Source organism: Paenibacillus agaridevorans (genome assembly GCF_018604145.1).
Taxonomy (GTDB): Bacteria; Bacillota; Bacilli; order Paenibacillales; family Paenibacillaceae; genus Pristimantibacillus; species Pristimantibacillus agaridevorans.
In genome coordinates this window covers 485,461-507,253 of sequence record NZ_CP075889.1, presented here as the reverse complement: position 1 = coordinate 507,253, position 21,793 = coordinate 485,461, and the positions used below count along the sequence as shown (strand labels likewise).

The window sequence follows — 21,793 nt, the reverse complement described above, 5'->3', positions numbered from 1 at the left end:
GAAACACGGTCTTCCCTCAGGCCGGTTCCTCTCTTAAACTCCCGCTCAAAGCGGGATCTGAACCATGATGTTGTATAAGTTGATAGAAAGGTTTCTTATTGCTTTACGTTACCGCGGTTAAGCGCAGTGACACCAGTGCGTGAAAGTTCACGGATGCCATAAGGCTTCATAAGCTCGATCATAGCGTCGATCTTTTCGGTGTCGCCCACAACTTGAACCATCAATGAGTGCGTGCCAATATCAACGACCGCTGCCCGGAACGTCTCGACGACGCCCATGATTTCCGGTCTGCTGGCCGGCTCCGCATGAACCTTGATCAAGGCCAGCTCGCGTCCGACCATCGCGTTGGCGCTGAGATCAATGACTTTGATAACATCGATCAGCTTATACAATTGCTTCGTGATCTGCTCCAGCGTGTGGTCATCGCCTGTCGTGACGATGACCATGCGGGACAAGCCGACTTCTTCGCTGGTGCCTACTGTAATGCTCTCGATATTGAAGCCGCGGCGTCCGAACAAGCCGGATACGCGCTGCAGAACGCCGGGCTGGTCATTCACGATAACTGCGATGGTATGTTTCTTCATTCCGCATCCCCCATGATCATTTGGTCAATGGTACTGCCTTGCGCAACCATCGGATAGACGTTCTCGTCTCTGCGGACGACGAACTCCACGACAGCCGGGCCAGGATGGCGGAGCGCTTCTTCCCAAGCGGCGCGTGCTTCCTCTTTGTTAGAGGCGCGCAGTCCCTTTACGCCGTAAGCTTCGGCCAGTTTGACGAAGTCAGGGCTGCCGGCCAGATCGATATGGCTAAAGCGGTTCTCGTGGATGAGCTCTTGCCATTGGCGTACCATGCCAAGCACTTGGTTATTCAGAATAACGACTTTGACCGGAATATTGTTGATAGCGCAAATCGCAAGCTCCTGCGCGCACATCTGCATGCCGCCGTCGCCATTGATGGATACGACTACGCGATCCGGACTTGCCATCTGGGCGCCGATCGCCGAAGGGAAGCCGAAGCCCATCGTACCGAGACCGCCGGACGTTACCCAGGAACGCGGTTTGTTGAAATTGTAATATTGCGCCGCCCACATCTGGTGCTGGCCAACGTCAGTAGTTACGATCGCATCGCCGTTTGTCGTCTGATGGATCATTTCAACGACCCATTGCGGCTTGAGCTCCGTATCCGAATCCTTGTAGCTGAATGGATATTGTTTTTTGGACGCCTGGATTTGGGCTCTCCACGCATCCGCCTTCTCGGCGCGTACCGCCGTCCGGTTCGCCACGGTCAGTACCGTCTTGACATCTCCTACGATCGGAATGTCCGTAGGCACGTTTTTGCCAATCTCCGCCGGATCGATATCGATATGGACGATCTTCGCTTTCGGCGCAAAGCCGGACAGCTTGCCGGTTACCCGGTCGTCAAAGCGGGCTCCGATATTAATGAGCAGATCCGCGCTCTGGATGGACGTATTCGCCGTATAGGTGCCATGCATGCCCGGCATCCCCATCCACAGTTCGTTCCCGCTAGGGAAGCCGCCAAGTCCGAGCAGCGTTGTCGTGATCGGAATTCCGGTCTTCGTCACGAATTCCAGCAGTTCCTCATGCGCTCCGGAGTAGACAACCCCGCCGCCTGCCAAAATAACCGGACGCTCCGCTTCCTGGATCGCCTTGATCATTTTGTCCACTTGCAGCTTGTTCGGATTAACGGTCGGGTTATACCCGCGAACGTTGACCTCCGTTACCGGCTTAAACAACGTCTTCGCCGCGGAAACGTCCTTTGGAATATCGATCAGCACCGGGCCTTTGCGCCCCGTGTTCGCGATGTGGAACGCCTCGTGAATGACTCTCGGCAGATCCTCAACCTCGCGTACCAGATAGCTGTGCTTCGTAATTGGCATTGTAATGCCCGTAATGTCCGCTTCCTGGAAAGCATCGGAGCCGATCAGCGACGAAATGACGTTGCCCGTAATAACGACGAGCGGCACGGAGTCCATATAAGCCGTCGCGATGCCTGTCACCAGATTCGTAGCGCCTGGACCTGAAGTAGCGATACATACGCCGACTTTGCCGCTTGCCCGGGCATAGCCATCCGCTGCATGAATCGCACCCTGCTCGTGACGGGTCAGGACGTGGTTAAAGTCCGGGTTGCCGTGCATCGCGTCATAGATGTACAAGACGGCGCCGCCTGGATAACCGAATACACAATCCACGCCCTCAAGCAGCAGACTGCGAAGCAATATTTCCGATCCCGAGATCACCTCGGGCTTAGAGAATTTCTCCATCAATTCTTCCTTCGACTTCAGCGTTGCGCTTGGCGTTGCCATCAGTCATTCTCCTCCTCTCGAAAAACCAAAAAAACCTCTCGTCCTCCAGCATGCTTATGCTGAAAGGGACGAAAGGTTTAGCTTCCGTGGTACCACCCAAATTCGTTATGTTTCTCTCGAAACATAACCTTCATTGGTTAGAACGCTGTGCACATTTCGACGTTCTACCATGGCACTGTAACGCTTGCCCTGCGATGCTCCCTAATACGCTTGACGCTTTTCAGGAGAATAGCTCCGAGGTGAGCTCGTAGAAAAGGGATTTTGGCGTCGGTTGCAGCTGATCCGCACGCTCTCTGAACAAAAGGGCCCTTATCACTTCGTCCTCATCATTGCCGATTGATATGACTTTTCACTATTATATGCCGATTGGACCAGTACGTCAAGAACCGTTCCTGCAGAAGCTCAAAAAGTTTGTTCCGGTCATCGGCTTCGCAACGTCCATTCGCCAATATTGGGCGCTCTACATATAGTATTGTAACCAGTGTTTTACAATTCCATGCGGCCGGCGATTACAATCGCAAAACATCATTATCCTCAAACTCCGGCCTTTAACCGAAGGAGGTTATCTGTCCATGATAAGAGCTCGCAAGCCGCAGGACGATCCCGAGCTCGTCCGTCTCATCCGCTCGGAGCTGATTCCCTTATCCGCGACCGCAAGACCGCTTGACGCCCGCATGATCCGCGAGCTGCCCCACCGTTTCCGCTGGGGCACAACTTATGTAGCCACAAGAACGAAACAAGGCCCGCCCGTTGCTTTCGTCCACTTTCTCAATGCCGGGGAAGAACTGCTTGTCGACATGCTGGCTACCCATTCCGGGCACCGCGGCCTGGGATTAGGCACCTTGCTTATGGCATATGCGGAGGCGTACGGTTCCTCGAACGGCTGCCGTGTCAGCCGGCTGTACGTCGACGCGAGCAACGGTGGTGCTCAGCGCTTCTATGGCAAGCTTGGCTACGGATGCATCCGGTACATCCCGGACTGGCATGTCTTCGAGCTGGCTAAGCCGCTTCAGCCATTACCGCAATCGGCGCCCATATCCGGCGCTCGGCAGGAGCAGGAGATGTTCCCTGCCGAACGTTAATGGCTGCCCAAAGTGAACAATGGGCAGATCCCGCCGTCCGGCTAGACCGCCTATGCGAGGCGAGGCGACGCATAATCTCCAAACACTCTAGCTGATCAACCTCTCCTGTGCTTTTTCTAATGGGCCAGGCAGCTGCACTTCGTCTAGCGCGGGAATCGAAATGCGGCTGATTTGGTTGCTCTCTTGAAATTGTGCAATTTTAATCAAATTCATATGCTCCAAATGCCTCGGAGCAGCGAATTGTGCAAAAAATACACAAATCTCCGCCTTGCAAACCAGTTTTCGCCCTATTCGCAACAAAATTTATGTATATACGGCTAGGCCCCCTAATTCCGGAGTCTTGTCCACCAAAAATGCTGTTTTCGTAGAGTCTCTCTCTTTTTCATGTCTTTACATTGCTTTATGGAATGCAGAAGTATCCTCTAACGTCTGCACCCACTCTGAAAAAACGGCAGGAGGCATCCTCTTTAAGCTACCATGCATCCTGCGGTTATTATAGAAGTCCATGTAAGTATCGAGTGCTTCATAAGCTTCATGAAAGGTCGTAAATTCTCTTTGCCTCAACAAATTGCGCTCCAGAATGCTATGGAATGACTCGATGTAGGCATTCATATCTGGTGTGCGAGGTGGAATTCGCTCATGCTCAACCTCGAGGCACTCACACATGTCCCCGAATAGCTGGCTGACGAATTGCGGACCATTGTCGGTACGAATAACAGGCATGGCCTCTCCTAGTCTTACACGATCCTGTAAGGCATAACAAAGGGTCTGAACGGCATGCTTGGACTCGCACACGGGTCCTCGGTATTGTTTGACGACGACACGATCAAACACATCGATGATGCTGAGAATGAAAAAGAAACGGTTTAGCTTTGTAACGTAACCATACTTAATATCCATTTGCCACAGCTGGTTAACGCCCGTCACGACGCGGTTTTTGGGTAGCCTCCGTGGATGCGTATGTACACGCTGGCGCGGCTTTTGAAGGATACCTAGCTCGGTACACAGGCGGTATGACTTCTTCTTGTCCAGTCTCACGTTGTGCTGATCACGGATGCATTGTGCTAAAAGCTTGTAGCCATAGACAGTCTCTTCGCCCTCAATGAGTTCGAGGAGCCATTCCTTGATTTGCTCGTCGCTTACAGACTCGCCGTCAAACGTATAGGAGTAACCAGGTACAGGACGGCCTGGTCGGCCTGCCGCGGGGCTCGTAGATGGAGTGGTTACTCTTCTCTTTCGGTCGTAATAAGTAGATTCTGAAATGCCCAGAATACGCAGAACTGTGGCCACTGGCACTCCCCGCTTAATAAATGGCTCTGCTACTTCAATTTTTTCAGATAAGCGGGGTCTCTCTTTTTTAGCAACTCACGCAGCATTTCGATTTCGAGCTCTTTTTCGCCAATCATTTTGACGGCTTTCTCAAACTGCTGTTCAACATCCTGCAATCTCTGTAATTCTTGCAAATGTTCATCGGCAACGGGAATCTCCTCGACGGGTATGGTATCCCGAAGATCCCGTATCCAGTTTCGTATCGTTTCAGGATGTAGGTCGTACATACGCGCTAAAACCCCGACCTTAACACCAGCCATCGCTTCTTTAACTACTTTAATCTGTGCGTCCCTGTTCATTCTTTTCCCCACACCGAATCACTCCCTTATCTCAATATTAAATTATTGGGTGGGAGGACTCCAGTTTAATTAGGGGGCCTAGGAGTATATGCACAAATTGGCCTTTATCCGGCATGGAGATTCTATTATTTGTGTATATATGCACAATCATCACTTAGACATAGGTAGCCGAAAAGGCTCCCCCCAATCCCTGTCCTTTCCACCTAAACGAATAATCAAGGCGAAACGGCCGTAGTGAAGTACTTCAGTACTTCCGAGATGAGCAACTGCGGTATCAGGTAGTTTTTATCGCCAATAAGACTTTGTTTTTCGGCAAGCCTAAAACTTATCATTTCTTATGCGGCCAAAAAAAAGGCCCGCGCCAGTGAATACCGGAGCAAGCCTCTTTTGTCAGCTTAAGTGATCTTAAGCGTTAATTTTTTGTTTGGCAACGCCAGCAAGGGAGTTGAACGACGCGATGTCGTTAACGGCCAGGTCAGCCAGGATTTTGCGGTTAACTTCAACGCCCGCAAGTTTCAGGCCGTGCATGAACTTGCTGTAGGACAGGCCGTTGATGCGAGCTGCCGCGTTGATACGAACGATCCACAGTCTGCGGATGTCGCGTTTTTTGTTGCGACGGTCGCGGTAAGCGTATGTCAGGGACTTGCTTACTTGCTCCTTCGCGGTTTTAAACAGACGGTGTTTGGAACCGAAGTAGCCTTTAGCCAGTTTCAGAATTTTTTTACGACGACGAGTGCGGACGAAGCCGCCTTTAACTCTTGCCATGAGTGGAAACCTCCTGTAAGTTGATTTGCGCTTGGTTTATTTCGAATGAAGCGCGCCGAGCCGCCAAGGACGGCGACAGCCGCTTCGCTTTAAGGACTACTATTTCAGTTGGGAAAGACCTTGTTGAAGACGACGAACGTCGCCTGCAGCCATAAGCGGCTGGCCGGCAAGAACGCGCTTCTGGCGTCCCGATTTGTGCGAAAGCAGGTGGTTTCTGTAAGCTTTGTAACGTTTCACTTTACCAGTACCGGTAATTTTGAAGCGGTCCTTCAGACTGCTGTGCGTTTTCATCTTTGGCATGACAGTTATTCCTCCTTAATGATGTTCCAGCTGCTAGCTGTTTGTTTTTGGTGCCAAAATCATAATCATGCTCCGGCCTTCCAGCTTGGGAGCGCGCTCGACATTGCATATTTCGGCAACCTCTTTGGACAGACGTTCCAGAATCTTCTGGCCGATCGAAGCGTGCGTGATCTCGCGGCCGCGGAAACGGACGGATGCCTTCACCTTGTCGCCTTCGTTCAGGAATTTCACCACGTTGCGGAACTTGACCTGGTAGTCATGCTCCTCGATGTTGGCACGGAACCATACTTCCTTGAGATCAACGATCTTTTGGTTCTTGCGCGCTTCCTTCTCCTTCTTCTGCTGCTCGTAGCGGAACTTGCCGTAATCCATGATGCGGCATACCGGCGGTTTGGCCGTCGGCGCAACGTTCACCAGATCCAGATTTGCTTCCGTAGCAAGCTGCAATGCATCGCGAATCGACTTGATGCCGATCTGTTCTCCGTCCGCGCCTACCAAACGTACTTCCCTGGCCCGGATCTCATCGTTGATTTGATGTTCTCTGCTAATAACGTGCCACCTCCAAAATGGTATACTGCTTTAAAAAAAAATAAAAATGCAGGTTCATAAGAACCCGCATCTCATAAATGTCCGTGGAAATTGCCGAGACCATTCTATATGTAGAATGAATGGCAGCTTGCCCATTGGGATCATCGCGAACCTGTCAGCCAATGCCGGAAGGTGAGAAGCGGGTGCTTCTTCTTGTGCGTATCAGTGTGAAACACAATACTGAATTACTATATCACAGGCAAATGCCCCCGTCAACCCGTAAGCGGAAGATGGATGAGCCTGACCGCCCGATTCGAGCCTGCAAAGCCCTCTGCGTCAAAGCGGCTCCAACTGGAACAAGCAGACGCGACGACGTAATGCAAGCAAGCCCTTTGTCTACTTTCCTTGCACTTCTTCGATCCGTACCACGCGCGTATGTTGCGTGTGGCTCCACGTTTTGTTATTTTGCGTAAAGAAGGCATAGAACGTAATGGGCAACCAAGTGATCAGGAAGAACGGCAGCGTCAGCAGATGAGCGTACATTTTCCAGCTTCGCACCTTCTCCATCATCATAGCCGCAGGGAACTGCAGAACGGTAGCCGAAATGACAATAACTATCAGCCACCAAGGAAAGTAGCTGTACATCGAGTGGATCACGTCGTTTGCCGGGATGACCATGTCAATCCACAGGATGACGGTCAGCAGCAAGCCCAGCAGCGTGTTGTACACCGAGAACGAGTAGATCGCCGCATCGAATTTCACGAGACTTCTCTCCTTGATGCTCGCCCAGAGCAGCGGGAAGAAGTAGTTGCGCGCCACGTTGAAGTGGCCCTGCATCCAGCGCAGTCGCTGACGGGCGGATGCCCGGAACGTTACCGGCTTCTCGTCGTACACCTTGGCGTCATAGTTCAGTACGGGATAGATGCCGCGCTTTACGCAGCGCATGGAGAACTCCAAATCCTCAACAAGACTCGTCGCGCCCCATCCCATATCCTTCAGCAGCTTCGATTCGAAACACATGCCCGTGCCTCCGAGGAAATTGCTCATCTTGAGATTGGTTCTGGACAGCTGCCATAAACGGTTGCAATACCAGTACGTAATGGCATAGGCTGCCGTGACCCACGAATCCGCCGGATTCTTCGTATCCAGGTATCCCTGGATGACTTGATGACCTTCGCATAGATCGTCATTCATTAGCTGCAGGAAGTCCGGGTTTACGAGATTGTCCGCGTCAAACATGACGACCGCGTCATACTGGCGCGGCATTGCCCACAGTTCCTTCAGCATCCATTCTATGGCATAACCCTTGCCGCGAAGATGCGTATTCGTGCGAACACAAGCATGAACGCCCATCTCCCTGGCGATATCGGCCGTATTGTCGGAGCAGTTGTCGCAGATGACGAAGATGTCGTAAAGCTCCTTGGGATAATCCAGCTTCTTGAGATTGTCGATAAGTGCGCCGACGACTTGCTCCTCGTTATGCGCGGCCACCAGGACGGCGAACGACTTCCGAGGCGCATGGCGCTTGCGGCTTTTGTTCTTAAGGAAGCCGAACAGCGACAGCGAGAACTGATAAACCGCGATCGTAGCCAAAATAACCTGTAAACCAATAAACACGGTACTAAAGAACATGACGTGAGGCCCCCTTGACCCTTTAATAGTGCCGTTCATGCAAGTCCGCCAGAACTTCATGAACATACACTTTCTTTACGGCTTGCTTTTCTTCGTCCTCCTGGAGGAGGCAAGCTCTCTCTTCTAACATTTGGATGTCCTATTTGATTTACTGATTTTCCACTGAAACCCCTTCTTTGTCAAAATGGGAATTTGCCTTAATTGCGTTTAATTCAGTCAGAAAAACGCTTGCATGAGCACTCGGCGATCCATTCCCCTCCATTTCCTGCTCCGCAGTCTTATTCTCAACCATTTCCTGCGTTTTTAGCACAAATGTCCCCGTTATCGGTGCGGTTATGAGATTTAATTAATCTGTATTCGTCAAGCAGCCTGCCGAATATGCCGTCCCAGGATTGGGTTAAGCTGTACGCGTAAGCATTACGTCCCATCAAGCTTCGAAGTTCCGAGTTTTTTCGCAGGATCGACAACGCTTCCGCGAAGGCCTTCACGTTGCCCGGCTCGCACAGAATTCCCGTCTCTCCCTGACGCACGGTATCCCGAACTCCGCCTGCATCGGCGCCAATGACGGCAGTGCCGCAGGCCATCGCCTCCAGCACGACGTTGCCGAACGTTTCCGTCGGCGACGGAAACAGCAGCACGTCGGCAGCCGCATACCATTGCTGCAGCACGGGCAGATCCGCGAATCCGACAAATAACGCCTTTATGCCCCTCTGTCTGCACATCTCCTTCAAGTCCGGAGCGGACGGACCGTCTCCGGCAAGCACGAAACGCGAGGACGGCTCCTGCTGCTGCAAGCGCTCGAAAGCTTCCAAAGCAACCTCGACATCCTTCTCGGGCGCCAATCTTCCGACATAAAGCGCCAGGAATCCGCAATCGGAAAGCCCATGGCGCGCCAGGAACAATTCACGATCTAATTCGGGATGAAAAGCCTCGGGATCAACGCCCCTGCTCCAAAGCTTCAAGCGCGAGTCGTCCCAGCCGCGATTCTTCAAAGACGACATCGTTGCGGGAGAAGGCACGAATATGGAGCTGCAGTCCCGGTGGAACCATTCCATGTACCTCCGTAACAGCTTTTCCATCCATTGCAAATTGTAAAACGACAAATAATGATCAAAGTTGGTATGGTAGGATGCGACGAGAGGAATGGCGAATTTTCGGGCGTAATGGATGCCGCATAGTCCGAGGTTAAAGGGGGTGGCTACGTGCACGAGGTCAGGCCGGAAGTCGCGAATGGCTTTGCTTACATAAGACAAGCTGGGAAAGGCCAACCTGCATTCGGGATAGAGAAAAAAGGGCAGGCTTGCAAAACGTTCGACGGGGCTGCCGCTTCCAGGGTCGGGGACTGTCGATGCATGCGGCTCGGGAGCGAATATCCGGCATGGAACGCCCTGCCGCTCGAGATACTCCGTCCAGCGGCCCAGCGTACGCGCCACGCCGTTAATTTCCGGAGCATACGTGTCGGTGAAAATCGCTACTTTCATCCATTTATCGCCTCCGTCAATCCGGTAAGCTGCGCATGCCGCATTCCTTGGTTGGCACGGCAGGCCGAATATGGTTTGGAGGCAATCGTAACAGACGATTGTTTTCCTTGCGTTAACCGCTTGTGTAGCATTCGTTAATACAGACTTCATGCTCCGTTAACAGAGCGGCAATGAATTCATGGTACAATGGGAGCAATGATGTATGCGGAGAGGATGATAGGGTATGGAGCGGATGATCGACTGGATGAGATCGCACGAACAAAAAATGCTGATCTGGGCGAACCGGAGACGCACGGAGAACAGACTTCATGCCATCGCGGATCGTTGGTTCAGTACGGTCACGCATATGGGAGGCGCTACCTTCACGTTGCTGGCATCCCTGCTGTGCGCGCTGCTGGCGCCGCAGCCCTGGGGGACGGCAGGCTGGCAAAGCCTGCTCGCCGTTATCATTAGCCATCTCCCCGTGGCAATCGTCAAGCGAAAGTTCAAGCGGCTTCGTCCGTACCAAGCCATAGAGGGCGTTTACACGGTGCCGAAGCCGCTGCAGGACTCGTCTTTTCCTTCCGGGCATACGACGGCCGTTTTTGCTTGGAGCGTCCCCCTGATGTTGACGGGTACACCGCTTAGCTACTTATTACTGCCTGTTATGCTCGTAATCGCTTTTTCCGTCGGCTGGTCAAGGATGCACCTCGGGCTGCACTATCCTTCCGACGTGGCGGCCGGAGCCATTATCGGCACGGCAACCGCGTTCGCCGTCCAATATTTCTGGATCGTCCCTGCGATCAGCTGAACGATAAGCAGCAAGGATTTACTCTTTCTCGGACTCCTCTTGCAAAGCGGCCGACTCAAGCTCAAGCTTGGCCGCTTCCTTTTTTGCCGAGCGATGCTCGCGCAGCGCCTCCTCGCCGATTACGACCTCGACGCGATGGATCGGCTGGCCTTTCTCCATAAACTTCATCTCGTATTCCGTAAACACAAGATCCTCTCTAGGCTCGTCCCGATGCAGATGCAGCGAGATGTTGCGCATCACAAGCTCCATGTTTGCGAAGCTGTTAAGCGAGAATTCGAACAACGTCATGGAATCCGTCTTAAAATGGATCTCGCCCCGCTCGTTCAGAATCTCGATATACTTCTCCACAAACCGTTCGTGGGTCAGCCTGCGGCGGGCATGCTTGCTCTTTGGCCATGGGTCGCTGAAGTTCAAGTAGATGCGCTCCAGCTCGCCCGGAGCAAACATAGACTCGATCCCTTCAATATTCGCTCGCAGCAGCGCCAGGTTCGGCGGTGTCTCTTCGCCCTTCTCCCCCCATGCCGTCCTTGCTTTTTCGCTGGCTCTGCGCAGCAGCTCGTCATACATATCCACGCCGATGTAATTGATATGCGGATTGCGAACGCTCATTTGGCTAATAAAACGCCCTTTGCCCATACCGAGCTCCACATGAATAGGATTGTCGTTCCCGAAGAACGCCTTCCAATTGCCGCGATGCGGCGCCGCATCCAGCACGACCAGCTCCGGCTGGCCCTCCAGATTTTCCCGAATGCCTTTTCTGCCTCTCAAACGCATATTGTTCAAATCCCCTCTGCAAATGGTTGTTCAAAAAGTTCGCTTCCCAGTACGAAGAATGCCAAGAGGCATTCGTTCGACTTCGAATATTGAATTCAACCGAACCTTCCGGTGCCCACGTAGCGCTGCTACGCTCCGCTCCTCAGGTTCTAGTTTCATTCAATCTTCTTGGTCCTGAAAACCGAATTTTTGAACTCCATGATCTCATCTTCTTATCAAAATAAAATAAACAATTCGTCCTTATTGTGCCCAACTGCGCCACGGTTGTAAAGCCCTCTCCCTCCGACTGCGCGAAAAAAGCCGCTGCCTTCCGGCTAGCGGCTTCCAACTTATGTTACGTCGCCGATGTACGGCGTTATCTATTGGCTATCTATTAACTCAGCAGCTGATACGGGATCGGAGCGTTGTCTCTGGATTCGCGCTCGTACGTGCCTTCGAGGACCATGTTCAGCTTCTTGCGTGCCGAGACTTCAACTTCATGGTTTGCATGGAAGCGAATGCCCGCAAGCGCCTGCAGTTCCTTAATCGTAAGCTCAACCGTTACTTTCTTGTCGCCGTAAGAAATTTTTGCCGTTGTCATCTCACATCACCTCATCGATTTATTTCTCTTCATTATTTCCAATTTATCGACTTATCATGTGTACGGTTACATTTAGGCTATGTCAGATACATTTGTTGATTTGTCGCACTTTTAATATAACACATCATGTCAGGTTACACAAGCCTGTTTTGCTGAATTCCCAGCTGGTTTTCCAATTGCCAAATTCCGAACGTTCCGCTCTCCGATATGGAATAGGCATGGCTTTTCGTTCGTATTTTCGTTAAAATATAGGAGGTACACGAGAAGAAAAGGAGATTTCCATGAATCTGCACGAACCTCCGCCCTCGCAGCCAATCATGTGGGGGGAAAAAAGATTTCATACATGGAATTACGAAATGCGCGAAAGCTTCGGCTGCAAAGTGTTCAAGGTGACGCTTGATGCCGGATTCACATGTCCAAACCGGGACGGCTCCATCGCCAAAGGCGGCTGTACGTTCTGCAGCGCGAGAGGCTCCGGCGACTTCGCCGGCAGCCGGCGCGACGATCTTGTCACGCAATTTGCCACGATTCGCGACAGGCAGCACCGGAAGTGGCCGGAGGCAGCTTATATCGGCTACTTCCAGGCTTACACCAATACATACGCGCCCGTCGAAGAGCTCCGCGAATATTATGAGGTCGTGCTGCAGCAGCCCGGCGTCGTCGGCTTGTCCATTGCGACCCGTCCCGACTGTCTGCCTGATGATGTCGTCGATTACCTTGCCGAACTGAACGAGCGAACTTATCTGTGGGTGGAGATGGGGCTGCAGACGGTACATGAATCTACGTCGGTTCTTATTAATCGCGCCCACGATACCGCATGTTACCTGGATGCCGTCCGCCGCTTGCGCGAACGCGGCATTCGCGTCTGTGCCCATATTATTTACGGTTTGCCTCAGGAGAGCCATGAGATGATGCTGGACACCGGACGAGCCGTTGCCCGAATGGATGTGCAGGGCATCAAAATCCATTTGCTGCATCTTATGCGCAAAACGCCAATGGTCAAGCAATACGAGGCCGGCCTCCTTCGTTTCCTCGAAAGGGACGAATATATCGGGCTTGTCGTCGATACGCTGGAATTCCTCCCTCCGGAAATGATCGTGCATCGGCTCACGGGGGATGCGCCCCGCGATTTGTTGATCGGTCCCCTGTGGAGCATGGACAAATGGCCCGTTCTCAACGGCATCGACGCCGAGCTTCGTCGCCGGAACTCCTGGCAAAGCAAGCTTTGGCGGAAGGAGGCTTGACAATATGGGATTTCTGTCCGTGCTCAGCACGGCCCACAAGTGGATTGCGGAGCGCGCCGGAGCAGGCGACATCGTCGTCGACGCAACCGCAGGAGGCGGCGTCGACACATTTGCTCTGGCCGAGCTTGTCGGTCCCAAGGGGATGGTCTATGCGTTCGACATTCAGCAAGAAGCGCTGGAGCGAACCCGTCTGCGGCTCGCGCCGCTAGCAGCGGATGACCGTCTGCCCGGGCTCAAGCTTATATTAGCCGACCATGCGGAGATGGCGAGCTCCGTGGACGCAAGCGACGCTGGCCGGATCGCCGCCGTCATGTTTAATCTTGGATATTTGCCAGGCGGGGACACCACCGTCATCACGAAGCCCGAATCGACGATTCGCGCTCTTGATGCCGCACTTTCTCTGATTCGTCCGGGCGGCATTATGACCTGCGTGCTCTATCCCGGCCACCCCGGCGGGGACGCGGAAGCCGCAGCCGTCGAAGCATGGGCGGCGAAGCTCCCGCAGAACGTCGCGCAAGCCGTCCTGTACCGCCAACCGCAGCGGACCACGGCTCCGTACCTGATCGCGATTGAGCGCCGCAGGGGCTAATCCGGCACTACCTATTTTGAGAGGAGAAATTGAAATGGCAGTTAGAAAAATCGAACATATTGGCATAATGGTGGGCAGTATCGAACGTTCTCTGGAATTTTACACATCCGTGCTCGGTCTTGAGCATCGGTATACGTTGCTTCATACGAACGGCGTCATCCGTCTCGCCTTTCTGTCCTTCCCCGGGCATGAGGATACCGAGATCGAGCTCATCGAAGGCAATAAAAGCGAATTTCCCGCCGAGGGCAAAACCCACCACACCGCTTATACGGTTGACGATGTCGAAGCCGAATTCGAACGCGTAAAGGCGCTTGGCATTCCGCTACGCGACACCGGGATCACGACGCTGCCGAACGGAGCCCGCTACTTCTTCCTGTACGGACCAGACGGCGAACTGGTGGAGCTGTTCCAGCCTGCGAAGCAAAACTGACATTACATCATAGCGCGACTACAAGAATGGAGGAATTTATTATGGCAGTACAACCATACCCACTGCAATTCAAAGCAGAGATGAAAGAAAGAGTTTGGGGCGGCAGAGCGCTGGAGCAATTCGGCCTGGAGCTGCCGGATGGCGCGATCGGGGAAGGCTGGATGATCGGCGATCACCCTAACGGCACGACCAAGGTCGTCAACGGCGAGCTTGCCGGACTCGGCTTGGACGAAATCCGCGAGCAATACGGTCGGGAGTGGTTCGGAACGCGCGGCTTCTCCGAGAAAAACGGTCGTTTCCCGCTGCTCATCAAGCTGCTGGATTGCAACGACGATCTGTCCGTGCAAGTGCATCCAACCGACGTCTATGACCGCCTGCCTGCAGGCGAGCTGGGCAAGACGGAGATGTGGTATATTTTGAGCGCGAAACCCGGCGCCAAGATCATCTACGGCCTGAAGGAAGGCATCGATCGTTCCGCCATGGAATCGGCCATTAACGAAGGCCGCATCATGGATACGCTGCAAGAGGTATCTGTCGAGGCCGGCGAAGCCTTCTATATCCCTGCGGGAACGGTTCACGCGCTCTGCTCCGGCGTCGTTGTCGCCGAAATACAGCAGAACTCGGACACGACATACCGTCTGTACGACTATGACCGTCCCGGTCTGGACGGCAAGCTCCGCGAGCTGCATGTCGAGGACTCTCTTAACGTCATCGCCTACGAAGGAGCAGGCGCGCAACGCATGAAGACGGACGGCGTGAGCGCCGGCGAGTGGCTGTCGATCGCTTCTTCCCCTTACTTCCAAGTCGAGAAGGGCATCGTCGAAGGACCGCTTGCGCTGTCCACATCGCCGGAGAGCTTCGTCATCCTCGTAATCGCGGACGGCGAAGGCCAAGTGCGTTACAGCGGCGGCGAGTTGGCGGCAAAAGCCGGCCAATGCTTCCTGTTGCCCGCCACGCTAGGCGATTACGAGCTGTCGGGCAGCATGACCGTTCTTCGCAGCGTTGTGCCGGCTTAAGGCGGGCGGCGAGCTGACGGCGAGGGTTACGAACGTAACAACTAGCAAGTTGACGAGTTTGCTCTTTCCTTCTGTTTCTTCTGTCGGACAGGGGGAGGCTGTCGAATCATTGTGGACGGCAGCGCAGTTAAGTAAAGGCTGATCGTAACGGACATCACGGTCGCTATTTCGCAAAAATGGGGCCTGTTCAAATTGTAACGGACACAGACGACCTTACTTCCGTCAAAACCGCATAGAATGGGCGGAAATGCACCAAATAGCTTCATCTGAGTCCGTTAGATTTTCAATATCGCGAAAATGCTGCAAATAGAGGCTCTGAGGTCCGTTAGCGAAAGTAGAACGTTTCAGCTCAGTTACTCACAATAAATCGACAGCCTCAGGGGAAATTTTATCAACGGAAGTTGTCCCATGATGTGGGGGCGAAAAAAAAAGGTCGGGAGTCGCGGCGATGATGCGACTTCCGACCTTTTTAATAGGTTTTGCTAGGCCGAGCGATTGGAGGCAGTTAGTCGGCGGGGACGACTTACTTGCCTTGCCTACACGACCGCGGCGGGCTCCACGCGCAGCGTGAACGCGCGCGGTTTCGGCTTGCTGCTCGTTTTGTCCAGCGCGTACAGCATGATGAGAAGCGTGTGCTGATTCTGGGACATTTCGCCGGTCGCCAGATAAGCCTCCAGATCGAACGGCAGCTTCTCCAACATCGCGTGCTTATGCAGGTCGCGCTCATGCATGCCCAGGTCCGCGAACGAGTCGGAAACGGCTTCCGGACGCTCCAGCAGCGCCCTCATCCAGCGGCTCCATTCGGACTTGTCCATGGAATGCTCCCACCACGTCTTGCGCGGCTTATAGTTGTGGCCGAGGAAATAATCGTATTTCATCAGTCCCAGCACAACGTCCAGCCGCAGCTTCGAGCCGACCGTCTCTCCTTCCCCCAACGGCGTATCCGCCGGCAGAGCTGTCAGGAAGCTCCACAGCCGCGAAAACAAATCCTCCAGCTGGTGGCCGATTTTGCTCCAGCCCTGCCCCTCCCAATAGTCGCCGAACAGCTGGAAGAAGTCGAACGGCGAAGGGAATACCCGATCGACCAGATAGAGTAGCGTATGGTCCATCCGGTGCGCGTTCCAGTATTTTTCCAGCACGTCCTCCACGCGCTTGATCCGGACGATGTCGCCGAACGGCATCAGATCGTTGCCCAGCATCTCGTAAGGCGCGCGGTCCATATAGATGTAGCCCCACTTCTCCGCGTCCAGCCTTAAGCCGGTGCCCCTCAGCATCTTGAGGAAGCCGAGCTGCAGCTCCTCGGGACGCAGCGCGAACACGTCGTTGAACGTGCCTCTGAACGTGTCGTAATTTTCTAGCGGCAATCCCGCGATCAAGTCCAGATGCTGATCGATCTTGCCGGAATCCCGCACCTTCGTGACCGTACGGACGAGCTTCGACCAGTTCTGCCGGCGCTGCACGGCGAGATTCGTAGGATCGTTCGTCGATTGGACGCCGATCTCAAAGCGAAAGACGCCTGGAGGCGCATGCTCGGCCAAATAATCCAGCACTTCTGGCCGCATAATATCGGCCGTAATCTCGAACTGAAAGACCGTGCCGCGATGATTCTCGATCAGGAAGCGGAACATCTCAAGCGCGTAGTCGCGCTTAATATTGAAGGTTCGGTCGACGAACTTGATCAGCTTTGCCCCGTTGTCGATCAGATAAAGGATATCGGACTTCGTCCGCTCCATATCGAAGTAACGGACGCCGACCTCGATGCTGGACAAGCAGAACTGGCAGCTGAACGGACAACCCCTGCTCGTCTCGAAATACACGACGCGGCTCCCCAGGTTGGGGATATCCTCGGGGAATCGATGCGGCGACGGCAATTCGTTCAAGTTCAGCTTAGGCCGCGGCGGCGTAATCAGAATCTCCGTGCCGCTCTCTCTGACTTTGCGATAGGCGAGGCCGAACACCATATGATATTTGCCTGCCCCTTGTATCTCCGTAAGCAGATGGTCAAACGTCTCTTCTCCTTCGCCGACGACGATGAAGTCGACATCCGGCAGCCGTTCCATCCACTGCTCCGTATCATAGCTCACCTCGGGGCCGCCAAGCACGATCTTCAGCTCCGGTTTGATCTTGCGCAGCATATTGACAACCGTAATCGTCTCTTCGATATTCCAGATGTAGCACGAGAACCCGACAACGTCCGGATTCCGTCCGTACAGATCCGAGGCGATGTTCATCGCCGGATCCTTGATCGTATATTCCGCGATATCGATATCGAACCGGTCGCCGCTAAACGCTTTGAGACAGCGCAGGGCGAGCGATGTATGAATGAATTTGGCATTAAGCGTGGACAACACGACTTTCATAAGCAATCCCTCTCTCGCATTACAAGCTGACTCCTATTGTACCGGACTTCCCGGCAAAATAGAAGCGGCGCCGATCCTCCGCATTCCGCGGTGATCGGCGCCGAGCCGTCTACATTCTTGTCCGAATGTACATTTGATCCTTAAGCTGCATATCGATGACGGTATGCTTGACCCGCCACTTGCCTTCGCCGAGGAACGTTACTTCTCCCTGCTCGAAGCCTCGCGGCTGGAAGCCGTAATCCCGCTCGAAGTTGATCAATACCTGAATTTTCTCGTCCGGCAGCATCCGGTGGAATTCCTGACCCAGCAGAATCGTCCACAACTTAAGCTGGTCCTCTACCTGATTCGCGGAATAAAGGTAGAAGAGAGGATCGATATTGGCCGTCAGCACGAGCCAGCCTTCCGCATCCCTCGTCGCTTCCCACTTCGTAAATTCCGCTTCGCCGACGGAGGTGACAACCGAGGAAAATTCCTCCTTCAACAGATTCTGGATCTTGGATAACGGTGCGCCTGCAAGCGTCTCAGGCAGAGACGGATCCAGGAACTTCGCTTTCTTCACCTTATCTTCCGTCACCTCGTCCAGCAGCATGGCCGCATGAAAGGCAGAGACGGCGAAGTTAAGATCGGCCAGACTGTTATCATAACCTGCCGACGTAATGCCGATGAATTGACCGTATTCATTAAACAACGCTCCTCCGGAGCTGCCATGATCGGTCGGCGCGTTGAACTGAATCCAGCTGACGCCGGCTTGGAAGCTCAGATTGCTGATCAATCCGTCGGAGACGGTATTCTGAAGGCCTAGCGGGCTTCCGATCGCCACGACGCGGTCGCCTTTGTCCGCATAGTAGTCATAACTGATCTCGACAGGAAGAAGCTCATGCGGCTGCTCCGTACGAATAATGGCGAGATCCGCGACCTCATTGTAGGCCACGACTCCCTTGACCTTCATCTCGTCGGAATAAATATCGTATACGGTGGCCGAGGTAGCATCCTCCATGACGTGATAGTTGGTCAAAATCAGGTCTTCGCCGACCGCGATACCGCTGCCTTGCGCCTTATTCGTCATAATCATGACGACGCTGCCGTCATATTGATTCACGATATCCTTGGCCGACAGCTTCGGCAGTTCGGGAAGCTCCCATTCCTCTTCGAACGGCTCTTCTTCGCCATAATAGTCCCATGTCTCGATCTTAATCGCATTGCCTGCGGCATCCCACTTTACGGTTGCCTCGAGCAGTTCGGCCAGAAATCGCACGGGAACATACGGAACGCCATCCTTCAGCAACGCCGGCGTCGCCATGAATACCGTCGTGCCGTTCACGATAGCTTCCTTCTTGCCAGGCGACATCGTTACGGTCAAACCGCCTGCTCTCACGATCATCGCGCCCGTCTTCGGCTCAAGCACCGACACGGCCATCAGAGCTTCGGCCAGCTCCTTCATCGGCGCAAGCGCCACCCCGTTTACTTTCACCACGGGAGCAGGCAGCTTCTTCCCGTCCACCCAGATGGACAGCTGCTGCTGCGACTCGCCCGCTGTCGCCTTCGCCGTTGCCGCATGGGCGTGACTTCCCGTTCCGGCAAGAGGGGCGAACAGCAGCCCCGCGGCAAGCATCGTGCAGACCGCGGCCTTATACCAAGTGTAATGTTTCATCTCCGGCTCCTCTCAATCTCCCATGTCATTACTAGAGGTTGTTCAAAAAGTCCGCTTTTGATCACGAAGTATGCCATGAAGCCTACTCGACATCGAATATTGAATTCAGGCGAAACTAAGCATATGCTTTCGAAGTATGTTTCCTCCGGAAACATTGCAGGTGCTCACGTAGCTTCCACTACGCTCCGCTCCTCAGTTTCTACCTTCATCCACTCTTCTACAGCGTTTTTGAAAAAAACGCAGCATCGGAAGCATAAGCAATTGTGCTGAAAACCGAACTTTTTGAACTCGCACTATATGTACTATTTCTCTATTAATCCTATCATCCTTATTTTGGCATGTCTATCATTTCCGGATGCAGCACAGGGATTAGCGGCCCGCCTGACCTTTAATTGGACGAGGCTCCCGTCAGAACGGAATAGTTCTTAAACGAGCGCACGTTAAAGCCCTCCAGAGTAGCGGCAGGCGGCAGCTCGTAATTAGGCACTATGTATACGGCGGGACTGCCAGACTCGGCAACAGAAGGGCCGAAGATGTATCGGCCGAAGGAGGCCACTTGCTGGAATGGCGACCCCGGATTGGCATACACGACGGAGCTTGCGAACGCCTCGGGATGGATCTTTTCGTAGAATAAAACGTATATGTAGGGCATATTGACTTTGTCGGTCACGTAGATGGGACCGTCGGTTGCATCCGATGCGTAACGGATCGCGTCTCCGAACGATTCGTAGAAGGACGGGCCGATCTCCTCCGGATACTTCGTGAAGTACTGCCAGCCGAACATGGCGAAAAAAATCGTGAACGCGGCGATCGACAGTTTAAGAGAGTGGCGGATCTGCTCTCCGCTCCAGACAACTCCCGCCGACGCAAGCAATATCAAAGGATAAAATACTATATTCATTCGGTTCATGTTTATATCGATAATCAGCCCCATAAGCATGGCCGTTATCAACCACAATCCCACAATGACATGGGGCGCGCTTTTGGCAACAAATGCCTTTCCCGCAATAACGCCGATTCCAATAACGAGGAAAGGGATCGCGATAGGATAAAGGTAGCCGAAGTCGGGCATGGCATTCCAGGGCAGTCCATCGGTCCCCGAGATCAGAAGCTCCAGCAAACTTCTCAAGCGTGCCGCTATTCCTTCGGCAACCTTACCCGAGAACACGGAGGATACCTGCTCCACGCGCGGCACCGTCAACTTGGGAATCGTAAAAAACGGCGTAACAATCTCCGACTTATCCGCTCTATTAATATAGAGGAATAATAGAATCGGCAGCGACAGCAGAGCCAGGAGCGCTCCGTGCGCCAGCAGAAGCGGCGGCTTTATCCGCCCCGATACCCACAGATAAATCGCGGCGGCAAGCGCGAATACGGGAACAAAAAAATAGGCCGTTCCGTAAGCATACATCGACAACGCCAGCATGACGGTGAAGCCGAACAGCCACCTCGGCCTCTCCAGGCCGAGCAGCAAGAAGTAGACTGCCAGCAGCGCCAGCGTCGGGAACAAATTCGATTCCAGCGCCCATCTGGACATCATGACATGCCATGGGCATATCGCTGTGAGGAACAGCACGATCAACGCGCCTCGGCGGGAGTCGAACAGCTTGCGCCCTATGCCGTACATCGTCCCCATGCCAATAAGACCCATCAGCATGCTGACGGCGCGAACGGACCATTCGTTTAACCCGAATACATAAATAAACGGCATGGACAGGTACGCATACAGCGCATTCTGACCGCTTCCCCAAGCGATCAAGTGCACGGGCAGCGACACCCCGTTACGATCGACGCCATGATGCAGAATGGCGTACGCGTCATACCCGATTGACGCTTCGTCCTGATTAAGCCCGGGTGGCAGCGAACCCCCATACCACAAGCGTATGAAAGCTCCAACCGCAAAGATCAAAATAAGGAGCGGATTGCTCCGTATCCACAGCCATGTTTTGTTTCGGACAACCTTCACCCAGATTCCCCCGATGGCAGCCATCCGGCACGCGAAGGGCTACAACTGTTTAATCATTCGTTTGTACGCGCCGTCGCTCACCTGCCACAAGCCGTCATCCTTGTATCCCAGCTTGCGGTATAGCGCGTACGCGCCTTCATTGTATGGCTCTACAATAAGAGATAACTTATCGTAACCTTGTAATCGTCCCCGTTCCTCAAATGCGGCGATAAGGCTTTTGGCGATGCCCTGTCCCTGAAACCGCTCATCCACAGCAATAGAGTCCAGGTAATAGTCGCCGGGTTTGCATTCCGTCACGACCGCGCTTGCCGCTTCCTCCCCATGCAGAGACTCAAGCCTTTCTCGGATGGGACGATCCAGTTCCTCTGCCGCATCTCCGGAATAAGCGATCAGCATCCCTGCGACCGCACCGTCTCTTCGTTCCACCAAAATATTGCGGAAGCTGAGACGGTTATGCTCCGAAGACAGGAAATCGCGCAGCACATCCCATGTCTCTCCATCGTCGGTCGTGCCCGACAGCGTATGCGCAATAGGGCCGATCGCGGATAACAGTAGCGGCAGTAATGCATCCGCGTCTTTGACCGTAGCTGAATCTATCATAATATACCTCTCCTCCACTGAATAGCCGTATTTTTACAAAAATAGAGCCCT

Annotated in this window: 21 protein-coding genes; 6 read left to right on the top strand and 15 right to left on the bottom strand. The window is 53.6% G+C overall.

Annotated features, from left to right (window positions below; translation table 11 throughout):
* Window positions 1–95 precede the first annotated feature (95 nt).
* Both ilvN and ilvB read right to left on the bottom strand, forming a co-directional pair.
* Complete coding sequence (gene ilvN / locus KJW29_RS02045; RefSeq protein ID WP_087570776.1) at window positions 96–584, bottom strand: acetolactate synthase small subunit; 489 nt, start codon at window positions 582–584, stop codon at window positions 96–98.
* Window positions 581–2,326 (bottom strand): biosynthetic-type acetolactate synthase large subunit, encoded by a 1,746-nt coding sequence (gene ilvB / locus KJW29_RS02040; protein ID WP_214628568.1) that lies wholly within the window; start codon window positions 2,324–2,326, stop codon window positions 581–583. The genes ilvN and ilvB overlap by 4 nt, the downstream gene beginning before the upstream one ends.
* A 572-nt stretch (window positions 2,327–2,898) precedes the next feature.
* Between ilvB and KJW29_RS02035 the strand changes: the two genes are divergently transcribed.
* The gene (locus tag KJW29_RS02035; RefSeq protein ID WP_214628567.1) at window positions 2,899–3,408 is read left to right on the top strand and encodes a GNAT family N-acetyltransferase; all 510 of its coding nucleotides are present in this window, start codon (window positions 2,899–2,901) and stop codon (window positions 3,406–3,408) included.
* 390 nt (window positions 3,409–3,798) lie between these two features.
* Here the strand turns inward: KJW29_RS02035 and KJW29_RS02030 are convergent, their stop codons facing one another.
* From KJW29_RS02030 to KJW29_RS02000, 7 genes are all read right to left on the bottom strand, one after another.
* Window positions 3,799–4,704, bottom strand: coding sequence for an IS3 family transposase (locus KJW29_RS02030; protein WP_281426281.1), 906 nt, complete (start codon window positions 4,702–4,704; stop codon window positions 3,799–3,801).
* A 23-nt stretch (window positions 4,705–4,727) separates the two neighbouring features.
* Complete coding sequence (locus KJW29_RS02025; protein ID WP_214626307.1) at window positions 4,728–5,048, bottom strand: helix-turn-helix domain-containing protein; 321 nt, start codon at window positions 5,046–5,048, stop codon at window positions 4,728–4,730.
* 393 nt (window positions 5,049–5,441) lie between these two features.
* Window positions 5,442–5,801 (bottom strand): 50S ribosomal protein L20, encoded by a 360-nt coding sequence (gene rplT / locus KJW29_RS02020; protein ID WP_087570779.1) that lies wholly within the window; start codon window positions 5,799–5,801, stop codon window positions 5,442–5,444.
* A gap of 99 nt (window positions 5,802–5,900) precedes the next feature.
* Window positions 5,901–6,101, bottom strand: coding sequence for a 50S ribosomal protein L35 (rpmI, locus tag KJW29_RS02015; RefSeq protein WP_087570780.1), 201 nt, complete (start codon window positions 6,099–6,101; stop codon window positions 5,901–5,903).
* 33 nt (window positions 6,102–6,134) lie between these two features.
* Complete coding sequence (gene infC / locus KJW29_RS02010) at window positions 6,135–6,632, bottom strand: translation initiation factor IF-3 (RefSeq protein WP_108991960.1); 498 nt, start codon at window positions 6,630–6,632, stop codon at window positions 6,135–6,137.
* Window positions 6,633–7,025: 393 nt separating this feature from the next.
* A complete protein-coding gene (locus tag KJW29_RS02005) occupies window positions 7,026–8,261 on the bottom strand; it encodes a glycosyltransferase family 2 protein (RefSeq protein ID WP_087570782.1) in 1,236 nt (411 codons plus the stop codon).
* Window positions 8,262–8,545: 284 nt separating this feature from the next.
* Window positions 8,546–9,742, bottom strand: a complete 1,197-nt coding sequence (locus KJW29_RS02000; protein ID WP_214628566.1) for a glycosyltransferase family 4 protein — start codon at window positions 9,740–9,742, stop codon at window positions 8,546–8,548.
* A gap of 223 nt (window positions 9,743–9,965) precedes the next feature.
* Here KJW29_RS02000 and KJW29_RS01995 point away from each other — a divergent pair, with 223 nt between their 5' ends.
* A complete protein-coding gene (locus KJW29_RS01995) occupies window positions 9,966–10,532 on the top strand; it encodes a phosphatase PAP2 family protein (protein WP_214628565.1) in 567 nt (188 codons plus the stop codon).
* 18 nt (window positions 10,533–10,550) lie between these two features.
* Here KJW29_RS01995 and trmB read toward each other — a convergent pair whose 3' ends face one another.
* Both trmB and KJW29_RS01985 read right to left on the bottom strand, forming a co-directional pair.
* Window positions 10,551–11,306: a tRNA (guanosine(46)-N7)-methyltransferase TrmB gene (gene trmB / locus KJW29_RS01990; RefSeq protein WP_214628564.1), complete on the bottom strand. Its 756-nt coding sequence runs from the start codon at window positions 11,304–11,306 to the stop codon at window positions 10,551–10,553.
* 373 nt (window positions 11,307–11,679) lie between these two features.
* Window positions 11,680–11,886, bottom strand: coding sequence for a hypothetical protein (locus tag KJW29_RS01985; protein ID WP_214628563.1), 207 nt, complete (start codon window positions 11,884–11,886; stop codon window positions 11,680–11,682).
* Between the two features lie 281 nt (window positions 11,887–12,167).
* Here KJW29_RS01985 and mnmL point away from each other — a divergent pair, with 281 nt between their 5' ends.
* The 4 genes from mnmL to KJW29_RS01965 are packed head-to-tail and all read left to right on the top strand — an operon-like array spanning window position 12,168 to window position 15,165.
* Window positions 12,168–13,130: a tRNA modification radical SAM protein MnmL/YtqA gene (mnmL, locus tag KJW29_RS01980; RefSeq protein ID WP_214628562.1), complete on the top strand. Its 963-nt coding sequence runs from the start codon at window positions 12,168–12,170 to the stop codon at window positions 13,128–13,130.
* Window positions 13,131–13,134: 4 nt separating this feature from the next.
* Window positions 13,135–13,719 (top strand): tRNA 5-(aminomethyl)-2-thiouridylate-methyltransferase MnmM, encoded by a 585-nt coding sequence (gene mnmM / locus KJW29_RS01975; protein ID WP_214628561.1) that lies wholly within the window; start codon window positions 13,135–13,137, stop codon window positions 13,717–13,719.
* Window positions 13,720–13,753: 34 nt separating this feature from the next.
* Window positions 13,754–14,149, top strand: coding sequence for a VOC family protein (locus KJW29_RS01970; protein WP_214628560.1), 396 nt, complete (start codon window positions 13,754–13,756; stop codon window positions 14,147–14,149).
* Between the two features lie 41 nt (window positions 14,150–14,190).
* Window positions 14,191–15,165, top strand: coding sequence for a type I phosphomannose isomerase catalytic subunit (locus KJW29_RS01965; RefSeq protein ID WP_214628559.1), 975 nt, complete (start codon window positions 14,191–14,193; stop codon window positions 15,163–15,165).
* A 536-nt stretch (window positions 15,166–15,701) separates the two neighbouring features.
* On the opposite strand, the gene KJW29_RS01960 is transcribed toward KJW29_RS01965, so the two are convergent.
* From KJW29_RS01960 to KJW29_RS01945, 4 genes are all read right to left on the bottom strand, one after another.
* Window positions 15,702–17,525 (bottom strand): B12-binding domain-containing radical SAM protein, encoded by a 1,824-nt coding sequence (locus KJW29_RS01960; RefSeq protein WP_214628558.1) that lies wholly within the window; start codon window positions 17,523–17,525, stop codon window positions 15,702–15,704.
* 109 nt (window positions 17,526–17,634) lie between these two features.
* On the bottom strand, window positions 17,635–19,176 hold the full coding sequence (locus tag KJW29_RS01955; RefSeq protein WP_214628557.1) for a trypsin-like peptidase domain-containing protein: 1,542 nt from the start codon (window positions 19,174–19,176) through the stop codon (window positions 17,635–17,637).
* A gap of 388 nt (window positions 19,177–19,564) precedes the next feature.
* Window positions 19,565–21,142: an ArnT family glycosyltransferase gene (locus KJW29_RS01950; RefSeq protein WP_214628556.1), complete on the bottom strand. Its 1,578-nt coding sequence runs from the start codon at window positions 21,140–21,142 to the stop codon at window positions 19,565–19,567.
* A gap of 39 nt (window positions 21,143–21,181) precedes the next feature.
* Window positions 21,182–21,742: a GNAT family N-acetyltransferase gene (locus tag KJW29_RS01945; protein ID WP_214628555.1), complete on the bottom strand. Its 561-nt coding sequence runs from the start codon at window positions 21,740–21,742 to the stop codon at window positions 21,182–21,184.
* Between the last annotated feature and the right edge of the window lie 51 nt (window positions 21,743–21,793).